Raw genomic sequence first — 21,697 nt, forward strand, 5'->3', positions numbered from 1 at the left:
GCATTTTGACTGGTATAAAAAAGAAGAGGAGCGATACTTCACAGCATACTCCCCTTGCAAACACAAAACAATCAACAAAAAACTACTGTCTGAATAATAAAAAGAGGGGCGGAGATATGGTACCGCCCCTTATCGACTTATCTGATAAATAATAGTTCTCTGTATTTCGGCAATGTCCAGATCTGATCGTCTACAACCAGTTCCAGCTTGTCGATATGGTAGCGGATAGCCTCCAGCATCGGAACGATATTGTCGTGGTAGGCGATCGCCTTTTCGCGTTCGTTCTCGATCTTGTTGGCAACCTTGCGGGCTTCGATCATCTCGTCTACCTTCTCTTTGATAAAGTTAGTCCGGTGGGCGATGTCTTCGATGATCTCCAGGTTACGGGAAGAAAGAACGGCGGCCTTGTCGGCAGGGAAAAGGTCTTTCATCTTGTAAACATTGTCGATCAGGGAAGTCTGATAGGTCGTAGCGGTCGGGATGATATGGTTCATCGCGATATCGCCCAGGACACGCGCTTCGATCTGGATCTTCTTCGTATAGGTTTCCCACTTCACTTCGTTGCGGGCTTCCAGCTCCTTGCGGGTCATGACGCCTGTTGATTCGAACATCTTGATGCTGCTTTCCTTCAGGTAGTTGTCGAAGATAACCGGCACGCTTGTCTCGCAATCCAGGCCGCGGCGGGCAGCTTCGGCTTTCCATTCGTCGCTGTAACCGTTGCCGTCGAAATGGATGGCTTTGCAAGTCTTGATGTCCTTGCGGATCACTTCGAGGATGGCGGCGAATGTCTCCTTGCCGTCGGCGATTTTAGCGTCCACTTCAGCCTTGAATATCTTCAACTGTTCGGCTACGGCGGCGTTCAGGACAAGCATGGCGGATGCACAGTTGGCTTCCGAACCTACAGCGCGGAACTCGAAACGGTTTCCGGTGAAGGCGAAGGGAGAGGTACGGTTACGGTCCGTATTGTCGATGAACAATTCGGGGATACGGGCGACATCCAGCTTCAGGCCTTGTTTGCCTGCCAGCATCAGGTTCTCCGGTTCGCTCTTCTCGAGATGTTCCAGCACTTCGGATATCTGTGCACCGAGGAAGCTGGATATAATTGCGGGAGGCGCCTCGTTCGCTCCCAGACGGTGGGCGTTGGTCGCACTCGAGATGCTGGCTTTCAGCAATCCGTTGTGGCGGTAAACAGCCATGAGGACATTCACGATAAAAGTGATGAAACGGAGGTTGTCTTCCGGAGTCTTGCCCGGCGCCATCAGCAGAATGCCGGTGTCGGTACCCAACGACCAGTTGTTGTGCTTACCCGAACCGTTCACACCCTTGAAAGGTTTTTCATGCAGCAGGACACGGAAACCGTGTTTGCGGCTTATCTTGCGCATCAGAGCCATTACCAGCAGGTTATGGTCGTTTGCTAAGTTACATTCCTCATAGATAGGAGCCAATTCGAACTGGTTCGGAGCCACCTCGTTGTGACGTGTCTTCAATGGAATACCTAACTTGAGAGCTTCTATTTCCAGGTCCTTCATGAACTCCATGACGCGGGTCGGGATCGCACCGAAGTAGTGGTCTTCCAACTGCTGGTTCTTCGAACTCTCGTGTCCCATCAGCGTACGGCCTGTCAGTAACAGATCGGGACGGGCGGCGTACAAGCCTTCGTCTACCAGGAAGTATTCCTGTTCCCAACCTAAGTAGGAATAGACCTTCTTTACATCCGGATTGAAGTAGTGGCAGACTTCCGTGGCTGCTTTATTGACCGCTTCGAGTGATTTCAGCAATGGCACTTTATAGTCCAGCGACTCGCCGGTATAGGCGATAAAGATAGTCGGAATACAAAGCGTGTCGCCTACGATGAAAGCAGGAGAAGAAGGGTCCCAGGCCGAGTAGCCGCGTGCTTCGAACGTGTTACGGATACCACCGTTCGGGAAACTGGATGCATCCGGTTCCTGCTGAACCAACAGCTTGCCGGAGAACTCTTCGACCATGCCGCCTTTGCCGTCGTGTTCAACGAAAGCGTCGTGCTTTTCGGCTGTGCCCTCGGTCAGCGGGTGGAACCAGTGGGTATAGTGGGTTGCACCCATTTCGATCGCCCACTTCTTCATGCCGGCTGCTACGGCATCGGCTGTTTCGCGGTCCAGCGGCGCACCGTTGTCAATACAGTCCGTGATCCGTTCGTATGCTTTCTCGGGAAGATATTTGAACATCTTCGCACGGTTGAATACGTTCTGCCCGAAATAGTCGGACGGACGTTCGGCTGGCGCCGGTACTTCTGCAGCCCGTTTCTTGAAGGCTGACTCTACAACTCTGAATCTTAACTTTGACATAATACTTGATTTTATAGTAATTGTTTATTCATTATTTATCCGGTGGTAACTTTTCCCCTCTAGAGAGGGGGCAGGGGGTGTGTCATGGTTCATGTCTGTAACTGGCTTTAACACACCCCTTAATCCCCTCTCGAGAGGGGAATGGGTTACCCTTTGCTGCTATAATAATATGATGTTGTTCCGTTTGCATTCCTCCATCTGTTCCTCCGGCCAGATGGAAGCCTGTACTTCGCCGATATGGGCTTTGCGGAGGAAGAACATGCAGAGGCGGCTTTGTCCGATACCTCCGCCGATAGAGAGCGGCAGGCGGTCTTCGAGCAACGCTTTGTGGAACTCCAGCTCCTTGCGTTCGGGACAGCCGCAGATGTCGAGCTGGCGTACCAGCGCATCCTTGTCTACACGGATTCCCATCGACGAAAGCTCGAAGGCGCATTGTAGCACGTCGTTCCAGAGGATGATATCCCCGTTCAGTCCGTTGAAGCCGTCTGAGTTGACGCTGCTCCAGTCGTCATAGTCCGGGGCGCGTCCGTCGTGTTTCTCGCCGTTGGCCAGTTCGCCGCCGATACCGATGATGAAGATTGCACCGAACTTCTCGGCTGCCTTCGTCTCGCGTTCACGCGGGCTGATGCCGGGATACATGCTGAGCAGTTCCTCGGCGTGGATGAACGTGATGTCGTCGGGCAGGGTAGGCGTGATGTGAGGATAATAGTCATAGACCATCACCTCGATTTCTTTCAGTAGGGAGTAGATGCTGCGCACCGTTTTCTTCAGGTAATCCAGATTGCGGTCTGCCGGGCGTATGGTCCGTTCCCAGTCCCATTGGTCTACATAGAGAGAGTGAAGGTTGTCCAGGTCTTCGTCGCCCCGGATGGCATTCATGTCGGTGTACAGTCCGTAGCCGGCCGGGATGCGGTAGGAGGCGAGCTTCATTCGTTTCCATTTGGCGAGCGAGTGGACCACTTCGGCCATGCGGTCGCCCATACAATGAATCGGGAACCGGACGGGACGTTCGACGCCGTTCAGGTCGTCATTGATACCTGTGCCCGAGAGGACGAACAGGGGAGCCGTCACGCGGCGCAGGTTAAGCGCCTTCGTCAGCTTCTCCTGGAAGGTTGTTTTCAACATGCGTATAGCCTGTTCCGTTGTCTCAGGCGTCAGCGTTTGCTTGTAATCTTTAGGAATGATAAGTGACATAATCTTTATAGTTTTAAATGTTGATTGTAATCTTATTTTTTCACCGACTGTGAACTTACCGGTTCACAGTCGGTGAACTTATAACCTCTTAATTCCAGAGCTATATTCTTAGCTATTGTAAGCCGTTTCACCATGTTCGTAAATATCCAGACCTTCTTCTTCGACACGTGCCGGAACACGGAGTCCGTGTACCATATCAAGTCCTTTGAACACTACAAAGCCCATTCCGGCAGCCCAGCAGCCTACCACGACGGCACCGAACAGCTGCGCCAGCAGGAAGTTCGCACTGCCACTGTAGAAAAGCCCTTCTTCCGTAGCTAAAAAGCCTGTCAATATGGTTCCGAGGCATCCGCAGACACCGTGTACGGAGGATGCGCCGACAGGGTCGTCGATCTTCAGCACATGGTCGATAAAGTCGACAGCGAATATCATCACCGTCCCGCAGATAGCTCCGATAATGGCAGCTCCCATCGGCGACACCAGGTCGCAACCGGCCGTGATGCCTACCAGGCCCGCCAGTACGCCGTTGAGCGTCAGTGAAAGGGACGGTTTCTTATACTTGAACCAGGCGACCAGCAACGAGAATATACCTCCGGCGCAAGCTGCCAGGTTGGTCGTCAGGAAGACGTGGGAGATCGCCGTACGGTTCCCTTCGCCCGACGCTGCCAACTGTGAGCCGGGGTTGAAACCAAACCAGCCGAACCAGAGGATGAAGACACCCAGACTGGCAAGCGCCAGGTTATGTCCCGGTATGGCACGCGACTTCTTGTCTTTGCCGTATTTCCCGATACGCGGGCCGAGGATGGCCGCACCCACCAGGCGATCCAGCCGCCTACGGAGTGTACGATGGTCGAGCCGGCAAAGTCGTGGAACGTCGTCCCGAATGTATTCATCATAAACGAGCCTTCTTCGCCGTTCATCAACCAGCCGCCGCCCCAGGTCCAATGCCCGCTGACGGGGTAAATGATCACACTGATCAGGATCGTATAGGCCAGGTACATGGAGAACTTCGTCCGCTCGGCCATGGCACCCGAAACGATTGTCGAAGCTGTTGCGCAGAACACCGTCTGGAACACCAGGAACCCTGCGACGGGGAGCTCCGTATCATAAAAGCTGAAGTTGAACAGGTGGGGCATCCCGATGAATCCTCCCGTTCCGAACATGAAGCCGAAACCTACGGCCCAGAAGAGCAATGAACCCATCATAAAGTCGAGCAGGTTCTTCATCATAATATTAGCCGTATTCTTCGTACGGGTGAAACCGGCTTCCACAAGGGCGAATCCCGGCTGCATGAAAAACACTAACATGGCTGCAAGCAGCATCCACACGGTATCGAGCGATAGGGCTAAATCTGTAATCGTATATGTTGTATCCATTGTAAATAATAGTTTAATTGATTAATATGCCAATGTGCCAATGGAGATAGAGTTTGTTACCGTTAATTGGCACATTTAGCGAAGCGCCACATTGTCTATTGGCACATTATTATTTATTTCTCCTGTTCGGCATTGTAGAGCGCGATGTCGCCCCGCTCGCCTGTACGGATGCGGATAGAATCCTCCACCGGGATGACGAAGATGCGTCCGTCGCCGATCTCGCCCGTCTGGGCCGCCTTGATAATGGCTTTGACGGTCTTCTCGACATTCTTGTCGCGCACTACGATAGAGATGAGTATGCGTTCGATGTAGCTCGTGTCATAGACGACGCCACGATAGATACGCCCCTGGCGCGCTTTGCCGACGCCTCTCACGTCGTAGTATGAGAACCATTCTATATCTGCTTCGAGAAGCGCTTCTTTCACTTCTTCAAACTTGGTCTTGCGAATTATTGCTTCAATCTTTTTCATAACCTAATGTTTTATTAGAGAAAAGGAGTATAGAAAGCCTGCCTTTGTAGCAAGGAATGGTTGCGGTATAACATTCTATAAAATCAATAAACAGGCGGGGCTTTCTATAAGCTCCTTCTCTTTTTGTGATAACCAATATGTCTGTTTTTGTTTCCTTACAGGGATATCCCGAATACCAGGAATACGTTGTCATGTTCCGGGGCTGCAATCACCTGGGTGAATACCGGTAGCGAGAATGATTCTGACAACTTGATCTCTTTGCTTGCTTTAAGGGAGATGCTGTTCAGACCGAAACCGTCGCTATACTGGCTTTTGTAGGGCGAGATACCGACACTGGGCTGGAAACTGATGCCCCAGACATTGACGTCGTACGCTGCTTCGAAGTACGAAGAGTAGTAACGGTCGCCATTCTCGGGGTTCTTGTCGCCGCCTGCGAACATCGTGCTCCAGGTCAGGCTCAAGGGGAATTTCTCGCCGAAGTTGTATCCGATTGTCCCTTCAAAATAGTGGTCCGTGCTGTAACGTCCGTAGCGGGCGCCTTCGCCTGACCACCAGTAGTCGGTGACTGCTATACTGAATCCTCCGATTCCGTATCCTATGTGAGGTCGAATTCCTTTGCTTTCGTCTCATCCGAAGATGAGGAGAAATCCGTGGAGCCCCACGCCGTGAGAGATAACCCCGCATACGACATGCTGAGGCTGGGCTGGATGGCGGGTCCTGTCTGATACATTCCCCTCCATACATAGCTGCTGACGAGGTCGGCAGCCGGCGCAATTTCAAACTTCTTCTCTTCCTGTGCAAAGACTGAGAAAGACATAAGTAGAGCCGTAGCGGACAAAACTGTCCGCTTGAAAGTAATTGTTTTCATCATGTTCTTCCTGTGTGATAACCGTTAAACACTTTGCCTCTGCTTCCTTGCTATCAGGATATGTCAGGGGGAGGTTTGCGCAGTTTCCCCCTTTGCATCGACAGTTAATTTAGAGCAACCACTTCTTCAGCCTGGCCATGGCCTCCAACGTGTCGTCTCTGTCTCCGAAAGCGGTGAGGCGGAGATAACCCTCACCACTGGGCCCGAACCCCACTCCGGGGGTCCCTACTATATACGTTTCATAAAGTAGCTTGTCAAAGAACTTCCAGGATGTCAGGCCGGCTGGTGTCTTCAGCCAGATGTAAGGGGCGTTCTCGCCGCCGTACACCCTGAGGCCGCAACTCTGGAGGCTTTCTCTCATAATCCGGGCGTTGGTCATATAGTAATCGATTGTTTTCTTCACCTGCTCTTTCCCTTCCGGGGTGTAGATGGCTTCCGCACCGCGTTGGGTGATGTAGCTCGTGCCGTTGAACTTCGTGCACTGGCGGCGGTTCCACATCCGGTTTAACGGAACCCGTTCGCCTGCCAGCGTGAAGGCGTTCAACTCTTTCGGTACGACCGTGTAGCCGCAACGGACACCGGTGAAGCCGGCTGTCTTCGAGAAGCTGCGGAATTCGATCGCCACCTTCTTGGCCCCTTTGATCTCGTAGATCGAGTGGGGGATATCAGGGTCCTGTATGTAGGCTTCGTAAGCCGAGTCGTACATAATCAGGCAATCGTTGGCAAGCGCATAGTTGACCCATTTCTTCAGCTCCTCTTTCGAGAGCGTCGTCCCCGTCGGGTTGTTCGGGTAACAGAGGTAGATGATGTCTACGCGGCGGCTGGGCAGTTCGGGGATGAAGTTGTTGGCTTCCGTACAGGGGATGTACACCACGTCGCTCCATTTTCCGTCTTCCAGTACGCCGGTCCGTCCGCTCATCACGTTCGAGTCGATGTAGGCCGGGTAGACCGGGTCTGTCACTCCGATGCTGTTGTCGTGGCGCAGCATGTCGCCTATGTTTCCGCAGTCGCTTTTGGCGCCGTCGCTGACGAACACTTCGCTGGGTTCGAGGAAGACGCCGCGGCTGGCGTAATCGTTCTTGATGATGGCATCTATCAGAAACGGATAACCCTGTTCAGGTCCGTATCCGTGAAATGTATCCTTGCCCGCCATATCTTCGACTGCCTTGTGCATCGCTTCGATAACGGCAGGGGCTAATGGTTGTGTCACATCGCCGATCCCCATGCGGATAATCTTTTCTTTCGGATGTGTCACTTTGAAACTGTTTACCTTCTTTGCAATGTCAGAGAACAGGTAGTTGTTTTGCAGTTTCAGGAAATGTTCATTAATCAGTGCCATACTAAATTGATTGTTTGTGTTTATATTTCCAATTCGCCCTCGAATACCTTTACCGCTCCGCCGGTCATGTAGACCTTGCCGGAGCCTTCGTCCCACCGGATGGTAAGAGGGCCTCCATCCATGACGACTTTTGTTGTTCGTTCGGTCCTGCCGTGCACCATGCAGGCCACGGCTGTTGCGCATGCTCCGGTCCCGCAAGCCTGGGTAATTCCGGAACCCCGTTCCCATACCCGCATCCTCACTTCGGCCGGACTTAATATCTGAACAAACTCAACGTTGGTACGGTTCGGGAATAACGGATGATTCTCCAGCAGAGGTCCGACTGCCGGAAGATCTATCTGGGTGATATCGTCTACAAAGATGACAAGATGCGGGTTGCCCATCGAAACGACCGTTCCGGTGTAGAATTTACCTCCGGCCTCTATCTCGAGGGCTGTTTCGCCAATAGCGGGGGCGCCCATGTCGACGGTGACTTCGGTCACTTCTTCGTGTGAACCGCCTGCTGTCTTTTGGGTAGTCAGCTGCAATTCCTTGATGCCGGATAAAGTCTCTAAGGTGACGGTTTTCTTATCTGTCAGTCCCTTTTCATAGACATATTTGCCGATGCAACGGGATGCATTTCCACACATCAGGCTTCCGAGCCGTCTGCATTAAAGATGCGCATACTGAAATCGGCAATTTCCGAGGCTCCGATCAGAACTAATCCGTCCGAACCGATCCCGGTGTGCGGAGCGCTCCACTTAATGGCGAGTTCTTCCGGATTCTCGATCGGGAAAGCCATTGAGTTTACGTATATGTAGTCGTTTCCGGCTCCGTGCATCTTGGTGAACTTGATTAATTCTGTCATTTTACCGCTTTTCTTTTGTTTATTGTATCTTTTTGTTTTGTTACTGTGCAAATATACGACGTTTTGATATATTATATCTATAAAGTATGTCCGGATGTATAAAAAATATGTTACAGGTGACAGATTAATCTTGGATAGATATGTTTTGGTTATAATTCGTAATGATAATACCTGGTTTATATTAGAATTGTAAGTTTGTCCTTCTTAAAAAGGTGTCCCAGGCCGGGACGACCGCTTTCAAGATGTAAAGTAGTCGTCCCAACCTGGGACAGTCGCTTTTAAGGTTTGAAGTTGCCGTCCCAACTTGGGACGGTCGCTTTTAAGGTATAAAGTAGTCGTCCCGGCTTGGGACGGTCGCTTTTGAGGTGTAAAGCTGTCGTCCCGGCTTGGGACGGTCGCTTTTGAGGTTTGAAGTAGTCGGCGCAGCTTGCGCCGGTCACTTTCGAGGTGTAAAGTTGTCGGCGCAGCTTGCGCCGGTCATTTTTACTTCTGGAATATCTCCGGATATTTATTGATGAAGTAGACCGGCGTGCAACTCCACGCATGGCAATAGCTGTTGATGACAAAGAAGCCGTAGGGCGAAAGGTAGTCGTTGTTCGGGTCATATACTTCCCAGAAAGTATCGGCGCCGCGTTTGACCATGCTTCCCCAATAGCCGGTAATCAGGTTGCGGGCCTCCTGCGGCATACCGCATTGCAGGAGGGCTTCTATGACATAATGATAGGCGTAGGGGCAGCCGGGATAGCAGGCGTCGGGCATCGACATGACAGTTGCCATCGCTTTGGCTCCCTCTTTCTTGCTCAGGGTGTTCGACAGGATCATCCACACTTGCGACAGGTAGGACACTTGCCGGTCTTTACCGCTGACCATCACGCCGAGCGTCTTGTCGTAGAAGTGCCGGCGGGCGGCTTTCTGCATCTTACCGGCTATTGTCAACCATTCGCCGGCTTCCTTCTCCTTTCCCAATCGTTTTGCCAACTCATAGCTATGTTGCAGGGCAAAGATCGTTAATCCTTGCATGGATGCCTGGCGGTCGTAGCCGTCTTTCCAGTCGAACACCAGCCAGTACTGCGGTTGCTTGTCCATGTCGTAAATCCAATCCGGTGAAAACTGGCGGAGCGCCAATTTGATCTGGCGGACAGCGACGGGCCAGAGGTCTGCGGCCGTTTCCGTATCTCCCGTCTCTTTCAGGTATTCCAACAGGGCTACATTATATATAAGGCAATAATCCAGCGTATGAGTGCCGTATTGCGGATGGGGCTGCGGTTTCTCCAACAGCGTTGCGTGCAGCAAACCTTCGTCGTTGGCAAAGGCGGCAAGCAGATACAGGCAATGCTTCGTCAGTTCGTGGTTCTTGAATGTATAGGCATTGGCCAACGCTTCCAGGTAGAGGTCGCCGATCCAGAGGCGGCGGTCGCGTTTCGGCCCGTCCTCATAAACGGTCTGCATACATTCCTTCAAGGTGTTCAGCCCTACTTTATAAATATCCTGTATGAGCGGTTCCGTTGTGGAGGCCAAAGCGGGCGCTTCGTTGGTGACCGACGTCTGCGCCTTAAAGGTCAGCTTGTCAAATACGAAGTCGAAGCTGCCGGATATGCCTAACAGTTCGATTTTCAGATACCGGCCTGACAGGCGGCGTGGGATTGTCATTTCGTGAGGCACACTCGTGATCGTTACGATTTCATCCTGTACCCAGGAGCGCGCCAACCCGCCTTTGTAGGGTTCGAGCGGGGTATTCAATTCTCCCGGTACTTCGGCAAACGTGAATTTCAACCGGACAGGGGCATCGGCGGCAACCAGTCCGAAAGGCTTGATGGAGAAGGTCAGAAATCCGGTGTAATGGTTCCCGAAGTCCAACGTGATACTCGGATGTTTCTTAAAGGGTTCGTTGAACAGGATGTCCGTACTTCCGGCATCTTCCATCCGCCAGCCCTGGAAGGCTTTTGCATCCTGCACGGAACGGACAGTTCTTGCGGGTGAAATCGTTTGATAGCTTAGCTCAGGCCTGCAGGCTTCTGCTTTCCGGAGCCATTCTTTACTGTTGCTGAAGTACGCACTTTGCGCCAGGCTGGTCGATCCCAGCGTGAGGAGGGCAAGCCCTGCGATTAAAAAAAATCTCTTCATTTTTGTATGGTCTAAATATATTAGTATGCGATTTCTATTCCATGTGCATGAAATGCATCAAATGTAGTAAAAAACGGTTATTTTTGCTTCAGATAAATTGCAAAATCATGAAATACGAAAGCAACAATTTTCAGTTTGAGGCAGAGATGCCTTGGGAACCGGCCGGCGAAGGCGTCGTCCGGCAAATTATGGCGCATAACGACGATCTGATGATGGTCAAAGTGAAATTTGAAACAGGAGCAGTCGCATGCCGCACACACATCCGCATTCACAGGCCACTTATGTGGCGAGCGGTGTCTTTGAGTTTACAACGGATGGTGAGACAAAGACCGTCCGTCCCGGTGACGGTGTATATATGAAGCCCGGCATCTTGCATGGCTGCAAATGCCTGGAAGCTGGTGTGGTGATCGATACGTTTAGTCCGGTGAGGGAAGATTTTCTTTGATGTCTTTTTCCATAAGCCTGACAACCTCGAGTAAAAGGGGGATGTTTTCGTGAATCGTTTTGAGAATAACGTCTGCGTCAATCTCAAAATAATGATGAACGATTATGTCCCTCATACCCATAACTTCCCGCCATGAGATTTGCGGGTAATTGATCAATAGCTTTTTATCGGTTATTTTGTCAAGATTCTTGATGCTTTCACCTACAGCAATTAGTTTCATACAGACACCATCAAGCAACGACATTCCTTGAGGTGAATCTAAAAAGTCATTTACTGTGTGGATGTTTTCGCAGCGTTGACAAATTGTTTCGAGCGATTGGGCGATGAGGGATAATAAATGACTTATTTTATGTCTTGTATCGTCATACATAAAGTGCCTCCTTCTCTATATCATGCCGCAGATATTCATCCATTCGATCGCGTAGGCGGACAAGATCAACGGGGCTACCGAGTAATGCCTCAAGCTCGTATTTAATTCTTGCGAATGTAAATAAATTGGGAGCGGGGGCTTCAAAGCAGATATCAACGTCGCTATTTTCTGTTTGCTCACCACGTGCCACACTTCCGAAAATGCCCATTCGTGTGATACCGTATTGCCCGGCATGCGTATTCATATATTGTCGTAGCAATTGCAGATATTCAGCTGTCGATTTCATATTGTTACTTTTTTAGTATATCGCAAAGATATATATAAAAAAAGAATGGACAACTTTTAGCCATCCATTCTCTTTTTAATAAATCAATACGCCGCCTCGTGTACCCCCTTTATCGCGCGGCCGCTGGGTTCGTTTTTGTTTTGGAAGGCGGCGTCCCAGGCGAGGGCTTCGGCGGTGGAGCAGGCGACGCTCGGTACGCTCGGCACGCTGCGGGCGGCGCTTTCGCTGGGGAAATGCTCTTCGAAGATCGTGCGGTAGTAGTATTCCTCCTTGTTTTGCGGCGGGTTGATGGGGAAACGTTTGGCGGCGTTTGCCATTTCTTCGTCGCTGACGGCTTCGGAGGTGATCTTTTTCAGCGTGTCGATCCAGTTGTAGCCGACACCGTCGGAGAACTGTTCCTTCTGCCGCCAGGCGATTTCCGGGGGAAGCATATCGGCGAAGGCTTCACGGAGGATCTTCTTCTCGATTACGTTGCCCGGACACATCTTGGCATCAGGGTTCAGTCGCATGGCGACATCTAAGAACTCTTTGTCCAGGAAAGGAACACGGCCTTCCACTCCCCATGCACACAAGCTCTTGTTGGCCCGTAGACAATCATACATATAGAGTTTGCTTAGCTTGCGGACGGTTTCTTCGTGGAAGGTCTTGGCATCCGGAGCCTTGTGGAAGTAGAGGTAACCACCGAATACTTCGTCGGCCCCTTCACCGCTCAACACCATTTTGATACCCATCGATTTGATGACACGCGATATCAGGTACATCGGCGTAGAGGCGCGGACAGTCGTCACGTCGTAAGTTTCGATATAGTAGATCACGTCGCGGATCGCGTCGAGGCCTTCCTCAATCGTATAGTTTATCTCGTGGTGGACAGTGCCGATATAATCAGCCACTTTCTTGGCTGCCACCAGATCAGGCGCTCCCTTGAGACCGATAGCGAAGGAGTGCAGTTGAGGCCACCACGCATCTGCTTTCCCTCCGGTCTCGATGCGCTTGGCTGCATATTTTTTTGCTATAGCTGAAGTAATGGACGAATCCAACCCGCCGGAAAGGAGGACGCCGTAGGGGACGTCACTCATCAGCTGTCGTTGTACGGCGGCTTCGAGGGCGTCGTGCAACTCCTGTACGCTGGCGGGATTGTCCTTGATGTTGTTATACTCTAACCAGTCTCGGACATACCAGCGGGTGAAGTCTTTGTCACGGCTGTAGAAGTAATGTCCCGGAGGAAACTGATCGTATGTCGTGGCAAACCCTTCGAGCCCTTTCAGTTCGGAGGAGACAAGCAGATGCCCTTCATCGTCGTGGCCGATATATAAGGGGATGACGCCGATCGGGTCGCGGGCGATCAGGTAGCAGTCGTTCTCTTCGTCGTAGAGGGCGAAGCCGAAGATGCCGCTCAGCATTTCCACGCACTTCACGCCATGCTTGCGGTAGAGGGCGAGAATCACTTCGCAGTCGCTTCCCGTCTGGAATTCATATTCGTCTTTCAGTTGTTCGCGGAGTTCGCGATGATTGTATATTTCTCCGTTTACGGTCAGGATCAATTTGCCGTCTTTGCTCTTCAGCGGCTGTCCGCCGGATGCGGGATCGACGATCGACAGGCGTTCGTGGGCAAGGATTGCGGTCCGGCCCTGATAGATACCGCTCCAGTCGGGACCGCGATGACGGATGCGTTTACTCATTTTCAGGGCTTGCTGGCGGAGCTGGTCGGCGCCGCTGCGGATGTTGAAGATTGCTGTAATGCCACACATGGTAATTGAAAATTGATAATTGAAAATTGAAAGTTAATTATCTCTTAAATAGTTGTTGATTGCTTTTGCGGCTTGACGGCCGGAGGCCATGGCGCGGACGACGAGGCTGGCACCGCTGACGGCGTCGCCACAGGCGAATATGTTTGTGCCGGCAACGCGGTTTGTAGCAGGGTCGACTGCGATGTTCTTGCGACCATCGACGGCGAGGGAAAGTTCCTTTATGAGCCCTTCCTGTTCGGGATGGACGAAGCCCATGGCGAGGAAGACCTGGTCGGCTTCGATTACCTCCGTACGGCCGGTCTTGCGCATTTCCGGGCGGCCGCCGTCCTTGGCTGGCAGCCATTCCACTTCTTCCACCTCTACGCCTTTCAGGATGTTCTTGTCGCCGATGAAGCGGACGGAGGCGAGGTTCCAACGGCGCGTGCAACCCTCTTCGTGGCTGCTGCTTGTCTTCAGTACCTGCGGATACATGGGCCAGGGCGTCTCCGGATTGTGTCCGACGGGAGGCTGGGGCATGATCTCGATCTGCGTCACGCTGGCCGCACCGTGGCGGTTGGCTGTCCCGACACAGTCGCTACCCGTATCGCCGCCACCGATCACGAGGACTTTCTTGCCTTTGCAATTGATGACGCTCTTCGGCGGGATCGCGATGCCTTCCAACAGGCGGTTCTGCTGTGACAACAGTTCGAGGGCGAAATGGACGCCCTTCAGGTTACGCCCTTCGATCGGCAGGTCGCGGGGCACTTCGGCTCCGATGGCGACGCAGACGGCATCGAACGTCGCGGCTATCTCTTTGGCCGACACTTCACTGCCGACCAGCGTATTGACTTTGAAGACGACCCCTTCCTGTTCCATCAGGCGGATGCGGCGGTCGATGATGTTCTTCCCCAACTTGAAGTTCGGAATACCGAAGCGGAGCAGGCCACCCGGTAACTCGTATTTCTCGAAGACCGTCACTTCATAGCCGCGTCGGTTCAATTGGTTAGCTGCCGCCAGTCCGGCAGGGCCGCTGCCGATCACCGCCACCCGCTTGCCGTTGCGGACGGGCTGTACGGGGCGGATGAATCCTTCGCGGAAAGCGACTTCCACGATAGCGGCTTCGTTCTCGCGGATCGTGACAGGTTCGTCGCACGAGAGTTTCAGCACGCAGCTTTTCTCGCAAAGGGCGGGACAGATACGTCCGGTAAACTCGGGGAAGTCGCACGTCTGTTCGAGTACGCGGTAGGCTTCGCGCCATTTTCCTCGGTACAGCAGGTCTTGCCATTCCGGCTGCTTGTTGCCTAACGGGCAGGCCCAGTGGCAGAAAGGTACGCCGCAATCCATACAGCGCGAAGCCTGTGTGCGGCGGTCGCTGCTGTTCAGCGTTTGTTCTACTTCGCTATAATCGTCGATGCGTTCGTGAACGGGACGATAGCCGGCTTCTTGCCGGTGTATGGTGAGGAATGCTTTTGGATTTCCCATTGTTGTTGTCTTTGTTTAATGAATTATCTTGTATATATCTCTCGAGGACTGTCCTCGCCGGATGTCAATAATCGCGCTGCATCTCTTCGATCTTCTGTTGCAGCTTCTTCATCTGTTCCTCCTGCAATACTTTCTTGTATTCGATCGGTACGACCTGGATGAATTCGTCGACGTATTTATCCCAGTTATCCAGCATTTTGCCTGCCAGGTGGCTGCCTGTGAAGTGGTAATGCTTGCGGATCAGTTCGTGCAACTCCTTACGTGTGGTACTGTCTTCGATCAGCGAGAGTTCGACCATTTCCATGTTACAGTAATAGTCGAAGTCGCCTTTACGGTTCCAGACGTAGGCCACACCGCCACTCATACCGGCGGCAAAGTTGCGCCCTGTTTCGCCGAGGACGACCACGCGACCGCCCGTCATGTACTCGCAACAGTGGTCGCCAACCCCTTCGACGACAGCGATCGCGCCGGAGTTACGCACGCAGAAGCGTTCACCCACGCATCCGTTGATATAGACTTCGCCGCTTGTCGCCCCGTACATCCCGGTGTTTCCGGCGATCGTATTGTTCTCGGCTATGAAAGTCGAACGGACCGGAGGCATCACACTGATACGTCCCCCGCTCAAGCCTTTGCCTAAGTAGTCGTTCGCTTCCCCTTCGAGGCGGAAGTTGACACCGTGCGCAAGGAAGGCGCCGAAACTCTGTCCGGCTGATCCTTTGAACTTAATGTTGAGCGTATGTTCCGGGAGTCCGGCGTTTCCATAGCGTTTGGCTATTTCGCCGGAGAGCATGGCGCCTACCGAGCGGTCGGTGTTGGCTATGGCATAATCCAGGGAAATCTCGTGTTGATGCTCGATAGCAGGCATGGCGTGCCGGATGATGTCGCGATCCTTCACGTTGTCGATCAGGTGTACCTGCGCCGTCGTGTGGCGGATCGCGTTCGCGGCGGCCTGCTGTGGCATATAGAGCAGTTTCGAGAAATCCAACAGTGCGTATTTACCGGACGCAGATGACACAGATGACGCAGACGGACGCAGATTATTATTTGAAGACAAAAAGTCTGCGTTCGTCTGCGTGCTCTGCGTCCCTTTTCTCTCAAGCAAGTCCGTGCGTCCAATGATGTCGTCGAGCTTCGTGAAGCCCATTTCGGCCAGGTATTCCCGGACCTCTTCGGCGAGGAAGGTGAAGAAGTTCACGAGGTATTCATAGCGGCCGTGGAAACGTTTGCGCAGTTCCTCGTTTTGCGTGGCGACACCTACCGGGCAGGTATTCATGTGGCATTTGCGCATCATGACGCAACCCAGTACGATCAGGGCGGAGGTGGCGAAGCCGTATTCTTCGGCTCCGAGCATGGCCATGAGGACGATGTCGCGGCCCGTCTTCAACTGTCCGTCGGTTTGCAGGCGGACCTGTCCGCGGAGGTTGTTGATGACAAGCGTCTGCTGTGTCTCGCTCAGTCCCAGTTCGGGCGGCAGTCCGGCATAGCGGATCGAGCTCATGGGCGATGCCCCCGTTCCGCCTTCCGCACCGGAGATGATGATACGGTCTGCCTTTGCCTTTGCCACACCGGCGGCGATCGTGCCGACGCCGCTCTCGGATACTAACTTGACGCTTATCTCGGCATGCGGGTTAACGTTCTTCAGGTCGAAGATGAGTTGTGCCAGGTCCTCGATCGAGTAAATATCGTGATGGGGAGGAGGCGAGATCAGGGAGATGCCCGGAATGGAATGGCGTGTCTTTGCGATGACGTCGTTCACCTTGAAGCCCGGCAGCTGTCCGCCTTCACCCGGCTTGGCGCCCTGGGCAACCTTGATCTGTATTTCGTCGGCATTCACCAGGTATTCGGCTGTCACGCCAAAACGTCCCGAAGCCACCTGCTTGATGGCGGAGCGGAGCGAGAGGCCGTCTTCGCGGGGGGCGAAACGGGCGGCGTCTTCACCACCTTCCCCGGTGTTGCTGCGGCCGTGTATCTTATTCATCGCCATTGCCATCGTCTCGTGCGCCTCCTTGCTGATAGAGCCGAAGCTCATGGCGCCTGTGACGAAACGCTTCATGATTTCGCTGGCCGGTTCCACCTGGTCGAGAGGAATGGACTTGCCCCGGCGGAAAGTCAGGAAGTCGCGGAGGAAGATCGGGGCTTCCTTGTCGTCAATCAGGTGTGTGTATTCTTTAAACTTCTTGTAGCTGCCCAGGCGGGTGGAGAGTTGGAGGGCGGAGATGGTCTCCGGGTTCCAGGCGTGCTTCTCGCCGTCTTTGCGGTAGCTGTAGATACCTTTGTGTTCGAGTATCGTGTCCACCGTGTCGCCGAAGGCCTGATGGTGCAGGGCGATCGCGTCGGCGGCGATTTCCTGCAGGCGGATACCGCCTACGCTGCTGGCCGTCCCGCCGAAGTAGGTGTTCACTAACTCGTTAGAGAGGCCGATCGCTTCGAACAGTTTGGCTCCGCGATAGCTGCGGATCGTGCTGATACCCATTTTGCTGATCACTTTGAACAGGCCTTTGCAGAGCGCTTTGATATAGTTCTTGCGGGCCATTTCATAGTTGAGCTGTATCTCCTGCCGGTCGACCATGTCTTTTAGGATGGCGAACGACATATAGGGGTTGATCGCACTTGCCCCGTAGCCTAACAGCAGGGCGGCGTGCATCACCTCGCGCATCTCGCCGGTCTCTACGACAAGAGCCGTCTGGACGCGCTTCTGGACGGATATTAGGTGGTGGTGTACGGCGCTGACGGCCAAGAGCGAGGGAATGGGCGCATGTGTCGCATCCACATTCTTGTCGCTCAGGATGATGTAGTTTACGCCGTCAGTGACCGACTGTTCGGCCTGTTTACAGAGTTGGTCCAGGGCGGCTTTCAATCCTTCACTGCCCTGCGCTGTTTCGAACAGCATCGGGAGCTTGACGGACTTGAAGCCTTTATAGCGGATATTGCAAAGAATATCCAATTGTGTGTTTGTCAGTATCGGATGGGGGAGGCAGACCATTTTGCAATGGGCCTCGTCCGGAGTCAGGATATTGCTTCCTACGGCGCCGATATATTCCGTCAGGCTCATCACCAACTCTTCGCGGAGCGGGTCGATCGGCGGGTTCGTCACCTGTGCGAACTGCTGGCGGAAGTAGTTGAAGAGGATCTGCGGGCGGTCGGAGAGGACAGCCAACGGCGTGTCGTTACCCATCGAGCCGACCGGTTCGGCACTGCCTGTACACATCGGGGTGATGATCCGCTCGATGTCCTCGCGGCTGTAGCCGAACGTGCGTAGCATCTTGTCGTATTCCGGAACCGTATGCGGCACGCGGCGGCCGGACTTCAGTTCATCCAGTTCCACGCGGTTGTTTGCTAACCAGACGCGGTAAGGCTGTGCGTCGGCGAGTTGCTTTTTCAATTCGCCGTCATAATAGATCTTGCCCTCTTCGGTGTCGACCAGCAGGATCTTACCCGGTTGCAGGCGTCCTTTTTCCTGTATCTCTCCCGGTTCGAAGTCCATGACACCCACTTCGGATGCTACGACCATCATGCCGTTCTTGGTAATCAGGTAGCGTGCGGGGCGCAGGCCGTTACGGTCGAGCATTCCGCCGGCATACCGTCCGTCACTGAAAAGCAGGGCGGCGGGACCGTCCCAGGGTTCCATCAGGATAGAATGGTATTCGTAGAAGGCTTTCAGGTCTTCCGATATCGGGTTCTTCTCGTTGAAGCTCTCTGGAACCAGCATTGCCATCGCATGCGGCAGGCTCATACCGGAAGCCACGAAAAATTCCAGCACATTGTCCAATGAGGCACTGTCGCTCATGCCAGGCTGGATGATCGGGCGTATCTCGTCGATATTCGGGATGCGGGGGGAAGAAAGAACGCTTTCCCGCGCTTCCATCCAACCTCTGTTACCGCGTATCGTGTTGATCTCTCCATTGTGTGCCAACAACCGGAACGGCTGTGCGAGGCTCCACGTCGGGAATGTATTCGTGCTGAAGCGGGAGTGTACCAGTGCCAGTCCGCTTGTCAGGTAATGATTGGTCAGGTCCGGGAAGTAGTGACGCAGTTGCATCGACTCCAGCATACCTTTATATATAATGCTTTTTGTGGAGAGTGATGCTACATAGAAATCCTTCTTACCGGGGATGTCGGAATCCGCCACCCGTTTCTCGATCCGTTTGCGGATGATGTAGAGTTTAAGTTCCAATGCTTCCTGGTCGTCGCATCCGGTGATGAACACCTGTTTGATGTCCGGCTCCGTCTCCTGTGCATCTTTTCCCAGGATGTCCGTGTTGACGGGAACTTTGCGGAGGTGCATCAAGGTAAGTCCTTCCTTCTCGATCTCCTCGATCATGATACTCAGGATCGAAGACCGCTGTGCTTCGTCTTTCGGAAAGAAGACCAGTCCTGTTCCGTACTTGCCCTTTTCGGGTACGGGAATACCTTGTAATAAGATAAATTCGTGAGGGATTTGCAGCAGAATACCTGCACCGTCACCGGTCTTGTTATCTGCACCCTCTGCACCGCGGTGCCGCATGTTTTCTAATACCTTAAGGGCAGACTCGATAATGTCATGCGATTTACCACCGTGGATATTAACGACCAGCCCTACGCCGCAAGCGTCATGTTCGTTGGCAGGGTCGTATAATCCTTGCTTGTTGTTCAAATGGCTTCTTTCTTTCATCATTTGTTGACCTTATGTTTGTGTAATACTTGTTTTGTCTGTCAAAATGTTTGACAAAGATAGGTGTTTGTTTCAAAATGTAATACGCGTAAGTAAGTTTTAAGAAAGTCTTTTTGGATTGGAAAGCTGTCTGCTTTCTGATTGAAAGTAAATTTTGCGTTTAGGTGATAAATTGTAACAGTATTCTTGTTATTTTCTTTAAAAGTGAAAGATGTGTTAGGCTGTTTATTCTGTTTTTCGTATATTTGGGGAAACTAATCAATCTATCAGCATTATGGATATACTTCCTTGTTCGGTTCCGGTTGCTGTGCTGTCGTCACACAAGCGGTTATTGAAAATGCAAGAGGAGGCAGGCGTACCTTTATCGGCTTCTTCGATCCCTCCGTACGTCCCTATTTTGAACCGGATATTCTCAGTTTTATGATACCGATGTCCCGGTTCCGGAAAATGTATGATACGATGAGGAGTAGTTGCCTGTTCGATACGCATGCCTGGAAAAAAATAAAAGAAAGAATGGATTCTACACCTGTAACACCAGAATAAAACGGCATCCCTTTTTATATTCGGCATCTATGGAAAGCGTGCCGTTCATCTTGCCGGCAATCAGGGAGCAGAGTGGCAGTCCTAATCCGTCACCGTCAGCCAGGTCTTTGATTTCAGAGAAAGGCTTGAAGAGGCTTTCCTGTTTTTCGGCAGGGATGCCCGGGCCGTTATCGGTGACGATGAACTGGCAGATATGCGCTCCTTTTTTCTTAAATTCGAGCTTGATTTTACCTGATGTCGTGTAGATAGCCGCGTTTTTCAAGAGATGAAGCAGGATACGTTCCAACTGTTCGGCATTGGTTTTTATTTCGATCTGAGGAATATCCGTTACGACTTCTACTTCAGGGCGTATATCTTCTTTTACCTTTTCCATCACCTTCTTGCAGAAAGTGCTGACACTGAAAGATTGTACCTCGTATGTTTCCAGCATCGAGTTTTCGAGGGCGGAAAGTTCCTGTATATGGACCCCGAACTGTTTCAGGGCGTCGATACGGGTCTGTATGGCTTTTGCCTGTCCGGAGTCGGCTGGCTGTAATCCGGCTACGGATTCGTTCATTTTATTTAGCGTCGGTGCCATCTGGGCCGAGATGCTTTGGATAAATCCGGTCTGCTGTTCGCTGTGCTCGGTGATCGTATGGATAATCTTTTTGAGTTTCCTGTTGAGGATGACGAAACGCAAAACCAGGAATGCCAGGAATGCCAGTGCCGCAATCAGAATGGCTGCGAGTGTACAAAGTCCGGCAATTATATATTGTTTACTGGCTAACTTGCCGTCTTTTTCCTGTATGGTTTGCAGGCTGTCGTCGTATTTCTGTTGCAGGGCGCCCAATTCGTCTTCGGCAGTAAGCGCTTTTACCGAGTCGGTCCATACCATATATTTTTCGTATGTCTGCTCCATCAGCGGGATGTTGTTGCTTTTGCGTGCAATCGAGATCAGGTTTTTATAGCATTCGCTGACTTTTCCGTATTCCTTCTTCTCCCGGTACTGGCTGATGAGTTTATTGAATGCGGCGTCCCCCTCGGCGTTCTGCCCGAAGGTATAATAATAGTCCGCTTTTGTGTACAACAGGTTTTCGGACAGCCCGGGGCTGCCGGATTCACTGGTCAAGTTGTCCAACGTGTTTAACTGGAGTTGTGCTTGCGCCGCATTTCTCAGCTTGATATACATTTGCAGGCGTTCTTTTGTGATCAGGAAGCGCAGGTCATAGAGCTTTTTTTGTCCGGCCTGCTCTTCGTTTGCCACTATCTGGCTCATCTGCCGGCAAAGATCGAATGCTTCCTGATAGTAGTTTTCCCTGTAATAGAGGGAAGCGGCTTGTGTCCCGCATTCGACTGCTTGTGTGTACTTGCCTTCATTTGCCAACCCTTTATAGGCTTGGATAAAAAGATAGCGGGCTTTCGTATAGTCCTTCTTTTCCAGACTACTTTGTGCTTGTTGCATCCATTCTTCCGCTTTGTTTTGTGCCTGAGGGGTAGCACAAAAACTGATCATGAGGGTGATAATAATGTATGAAATTCTCATAAGTGAAATTTTAACGTTAGGCAAATATATACATTCTTTGATTATAAAGGCATGAAAAGCAAATGATTTTTGAAATATAAAAGCAAAGCCCCGCAGCGTATTTACTGCGGGGCTCGATGTGTTTTGTTC

The 21,697-nt window shown here is 52.2% G+C and carries 13 protein-coding genes and 4 pseudogenes; 2 read left to right on the forward strand and 15 right to left on the reverse strand.

Features of this window, described 5'->3' with window-relative positions; translation table 11 throughout:
* Window positions 1–137: 137 nt before the first annotated feature.
* From DW083_RS07480 to DW083_RS07515, 9 genes and pseudogenes are all read right to left on the reverse strand, one after another.
* Complete coding sequence (locus DW083_RS07480; RefSeq protein WP_122331962.1) at window positions 138–2,324, reverse strand: glutamine synthetase III; 2,187 nt, start codon at window positions 2,322–2,324, stop codon at window positions 138–140.
* Window positions 2,325–2,483: 159 nt separating this feature from the next.
* Entirely contained in the window at window positions 2,484–3,518 is a 1,035-nt protein-coding gene (asnA, locus tag DW083_RS07485) for an aspartate--ammonia ligase (protein ID WP_122331963.1), read from the reverse strand.
* Window positions 3,519–3,626: 108 nt separating this feature from the next.
* Window positions 3,627–4,894, reverse strand: a pseudogene (locus DW083_RS07490) (ammonium transporter).
* 113 nt (window positions 4,895–5,007) lie between these two features.
* Complete coding sequence (locus tag DW083_RS07495) at window positions 5,008–5,364, reverse strand: P-II family nitrogen regulator (protein WP_122331964.1); 357 nt, start codon at window positions 5,362–5,364, stop codon at window positions 5,008–5,010.
* Between the two features lie 155 nt (window positions 5,365–5,519).
* Entirely contained in the window at window positions 5,520–5,825 is a 306-nt protein-coding gene (locus DW083_RS22620) for a hypothetical protein (protein WP_233551899.1), read from the reverse strand.
* Between the two features lie 134 nt (window positions 5,826–5,959).
* Entirely contained in the window at window positions 5,960–6,235 is a 276-nt protein-coding gene (locus DW083_RS22625; protein WP_233551901.1) for a TorF family putative porin, read from the reverse strand.
* Between the two features lie 106 nt (window positions 6,236–6,341).
* Complete coding sequence (locus DW083_RS07505; RefSeq protein ID WP_115499804.1) at window positions 6,342–7,571, reverse strand: LL-diaminopimelate aminotransferase; 1,230 nt, start codon at window positions 7,569–7,571, stop codon at window positions 6,342–6,344.
* A 20-nt stretch (window positions 7,572–7,591) separates the two neighbouring features.
* Window positions 7,592–8,418 (reverse strand): annotated as a pseudogene (gene dapF, locus DW083_RS07510) (diaminopimelate epimerase).
* A 483-nt stretch (window positions 8,419–8,901) separates the two neighbouring features.
* The gene (locus tag DW083_RS07515) at window positions 8,902–10,542 is read right to left on the reverse strand and encodes a family 78 glycoside hydrolase catalytic domain (RefSeq protein WP_122331965.1); all 1,641 of its coding nucleotides are present in this window, start codon (window positions 10,540–10,542) and stop codon (window positions 8,902–8,904) included.
* Between the two features lie 107 nt (window positions 10,543–10,649).
* On the opposite strand from DW083_RS07515, the pseudogene DW083_RS07520 reads away from it, so the two are divergent.
* A pseudogene (locus tag DW083_RS07520) lies at window positions 10,650–10,987 on the forward strand (cupin domain-containing protein).
* Here the strand turns inward: DW083_RS07520 and DW083_RS07525 are convergent.
* The 5 genes from DW083_RS07525 to gltB all read right to left on the reverse strand — a co-directional run bounded on the left by DW083_RS07525 (window position 10,959) and on the right by gltB (window position 19,506).
* Window positions 10,959–11,357 (reverse strand): DUF86 domain-containing protein, encoded by a 399-nt coding sequence (locus DW083_RS07525; protein ID WP_122331966.1) that lies wholly within the window; start codon window positions 11,355–11,357, stop codon window positions 10,959–10,961. The pseudogene DW083_RS07520 and the gene DW083_RS07525 sit on opposite strands and share 29 nt — an antisense overlap.
* Window positions 11,350–11,643, reverse strand: a complete 294-nt coding sequence (locus tag DW083_RS07530; RefSeq protein ID WP_122331967.1) for a nucleotidyltransferase family protein — start codon at window positions 11,641–11,643, stop codon at window positions 11,350–11,352. Before DW083_RS07530 ends, DW083_RS07525 begins: the two co-directional genes overlap by 8 nt.
* An 83-nt stretch (window positions 11,644–11,726) precedes the next feature.
* A complete protein-coding gene (gene asnB, locus DW083_RS07535) occupies window positions 11,727–13,391 on the reverse strand; it encodes an asparagine synthase B (RefSeq protein ID WP_122331968.1) in 1,665 nt (554 codons plus the stop codon).
* A 33-nt stretch (window positions 13,392–13,424) separates the two neighbouring features.
* Entirely contained in the window at window positions 13,425–14,852 is a 1,428-nt protein-coding gene (locus tag DW083_RS07540; protein WP_122331969.1) for a glutamate synthase subunit beta, read from the reverse strand.
* A 64-nt stretch (window positions 14,853–14,916) separates the two neighbouring features.
* Window positions 14,917–19,506, reverse strand: coding sequence for a glutamate synthase large subunit (gene gltB, locus DW083_RS07545; RefSeq protein ID WP_199659154.1), 4,590 nt, complete (start codon window positions 19,504–19,506; stop codon window positions 14,917–14,919).
* 282 nt (window positions 19,507–19,788) lie between these two features.
* Between gltB and DW083_RS07550 the strand changes: the two are divergent.
* Window positions 19,789–20,046, forward strand: a pseudogene (locus DW083_RS07550) (hypothetical protein); the annotation flags it as partial.
* Here the strand turns inward: DW083_RS07550 and DW083_RS07555 are convergent.
* Window positions 20,024–21,568 carry a HAMP domain-containing sensor histidine kinase gene (locus tag DW083_RS07555; protein ID WP_122331971.1) on the reverse strand — a complete coding sequence of 515 codons (1,545 nt, stop codon included), beginning with the start codon at window positions 21,566–21,568 and terminating at the stop codon, window positions 20,024–20,026. The pseudogene DW083_RS07550 and the gene DW083_RS07555 sit on opposite strands and share 23 nt — an antisense overlap.
* Between the last annotated feature and the right edge of the window lie 129 nt (window positions 21,569–21,697).

The sequence above is a fragment of the Parabacteroides sp. AF48-14 genome (assembly GCF_003477465.1).
Lineage (GTDB): Bacteria > Bacteroidota > Bacteroidia > Bacteroidales > Tannerellaceae > Parabacteroides > Parabacteroides acidifaciens.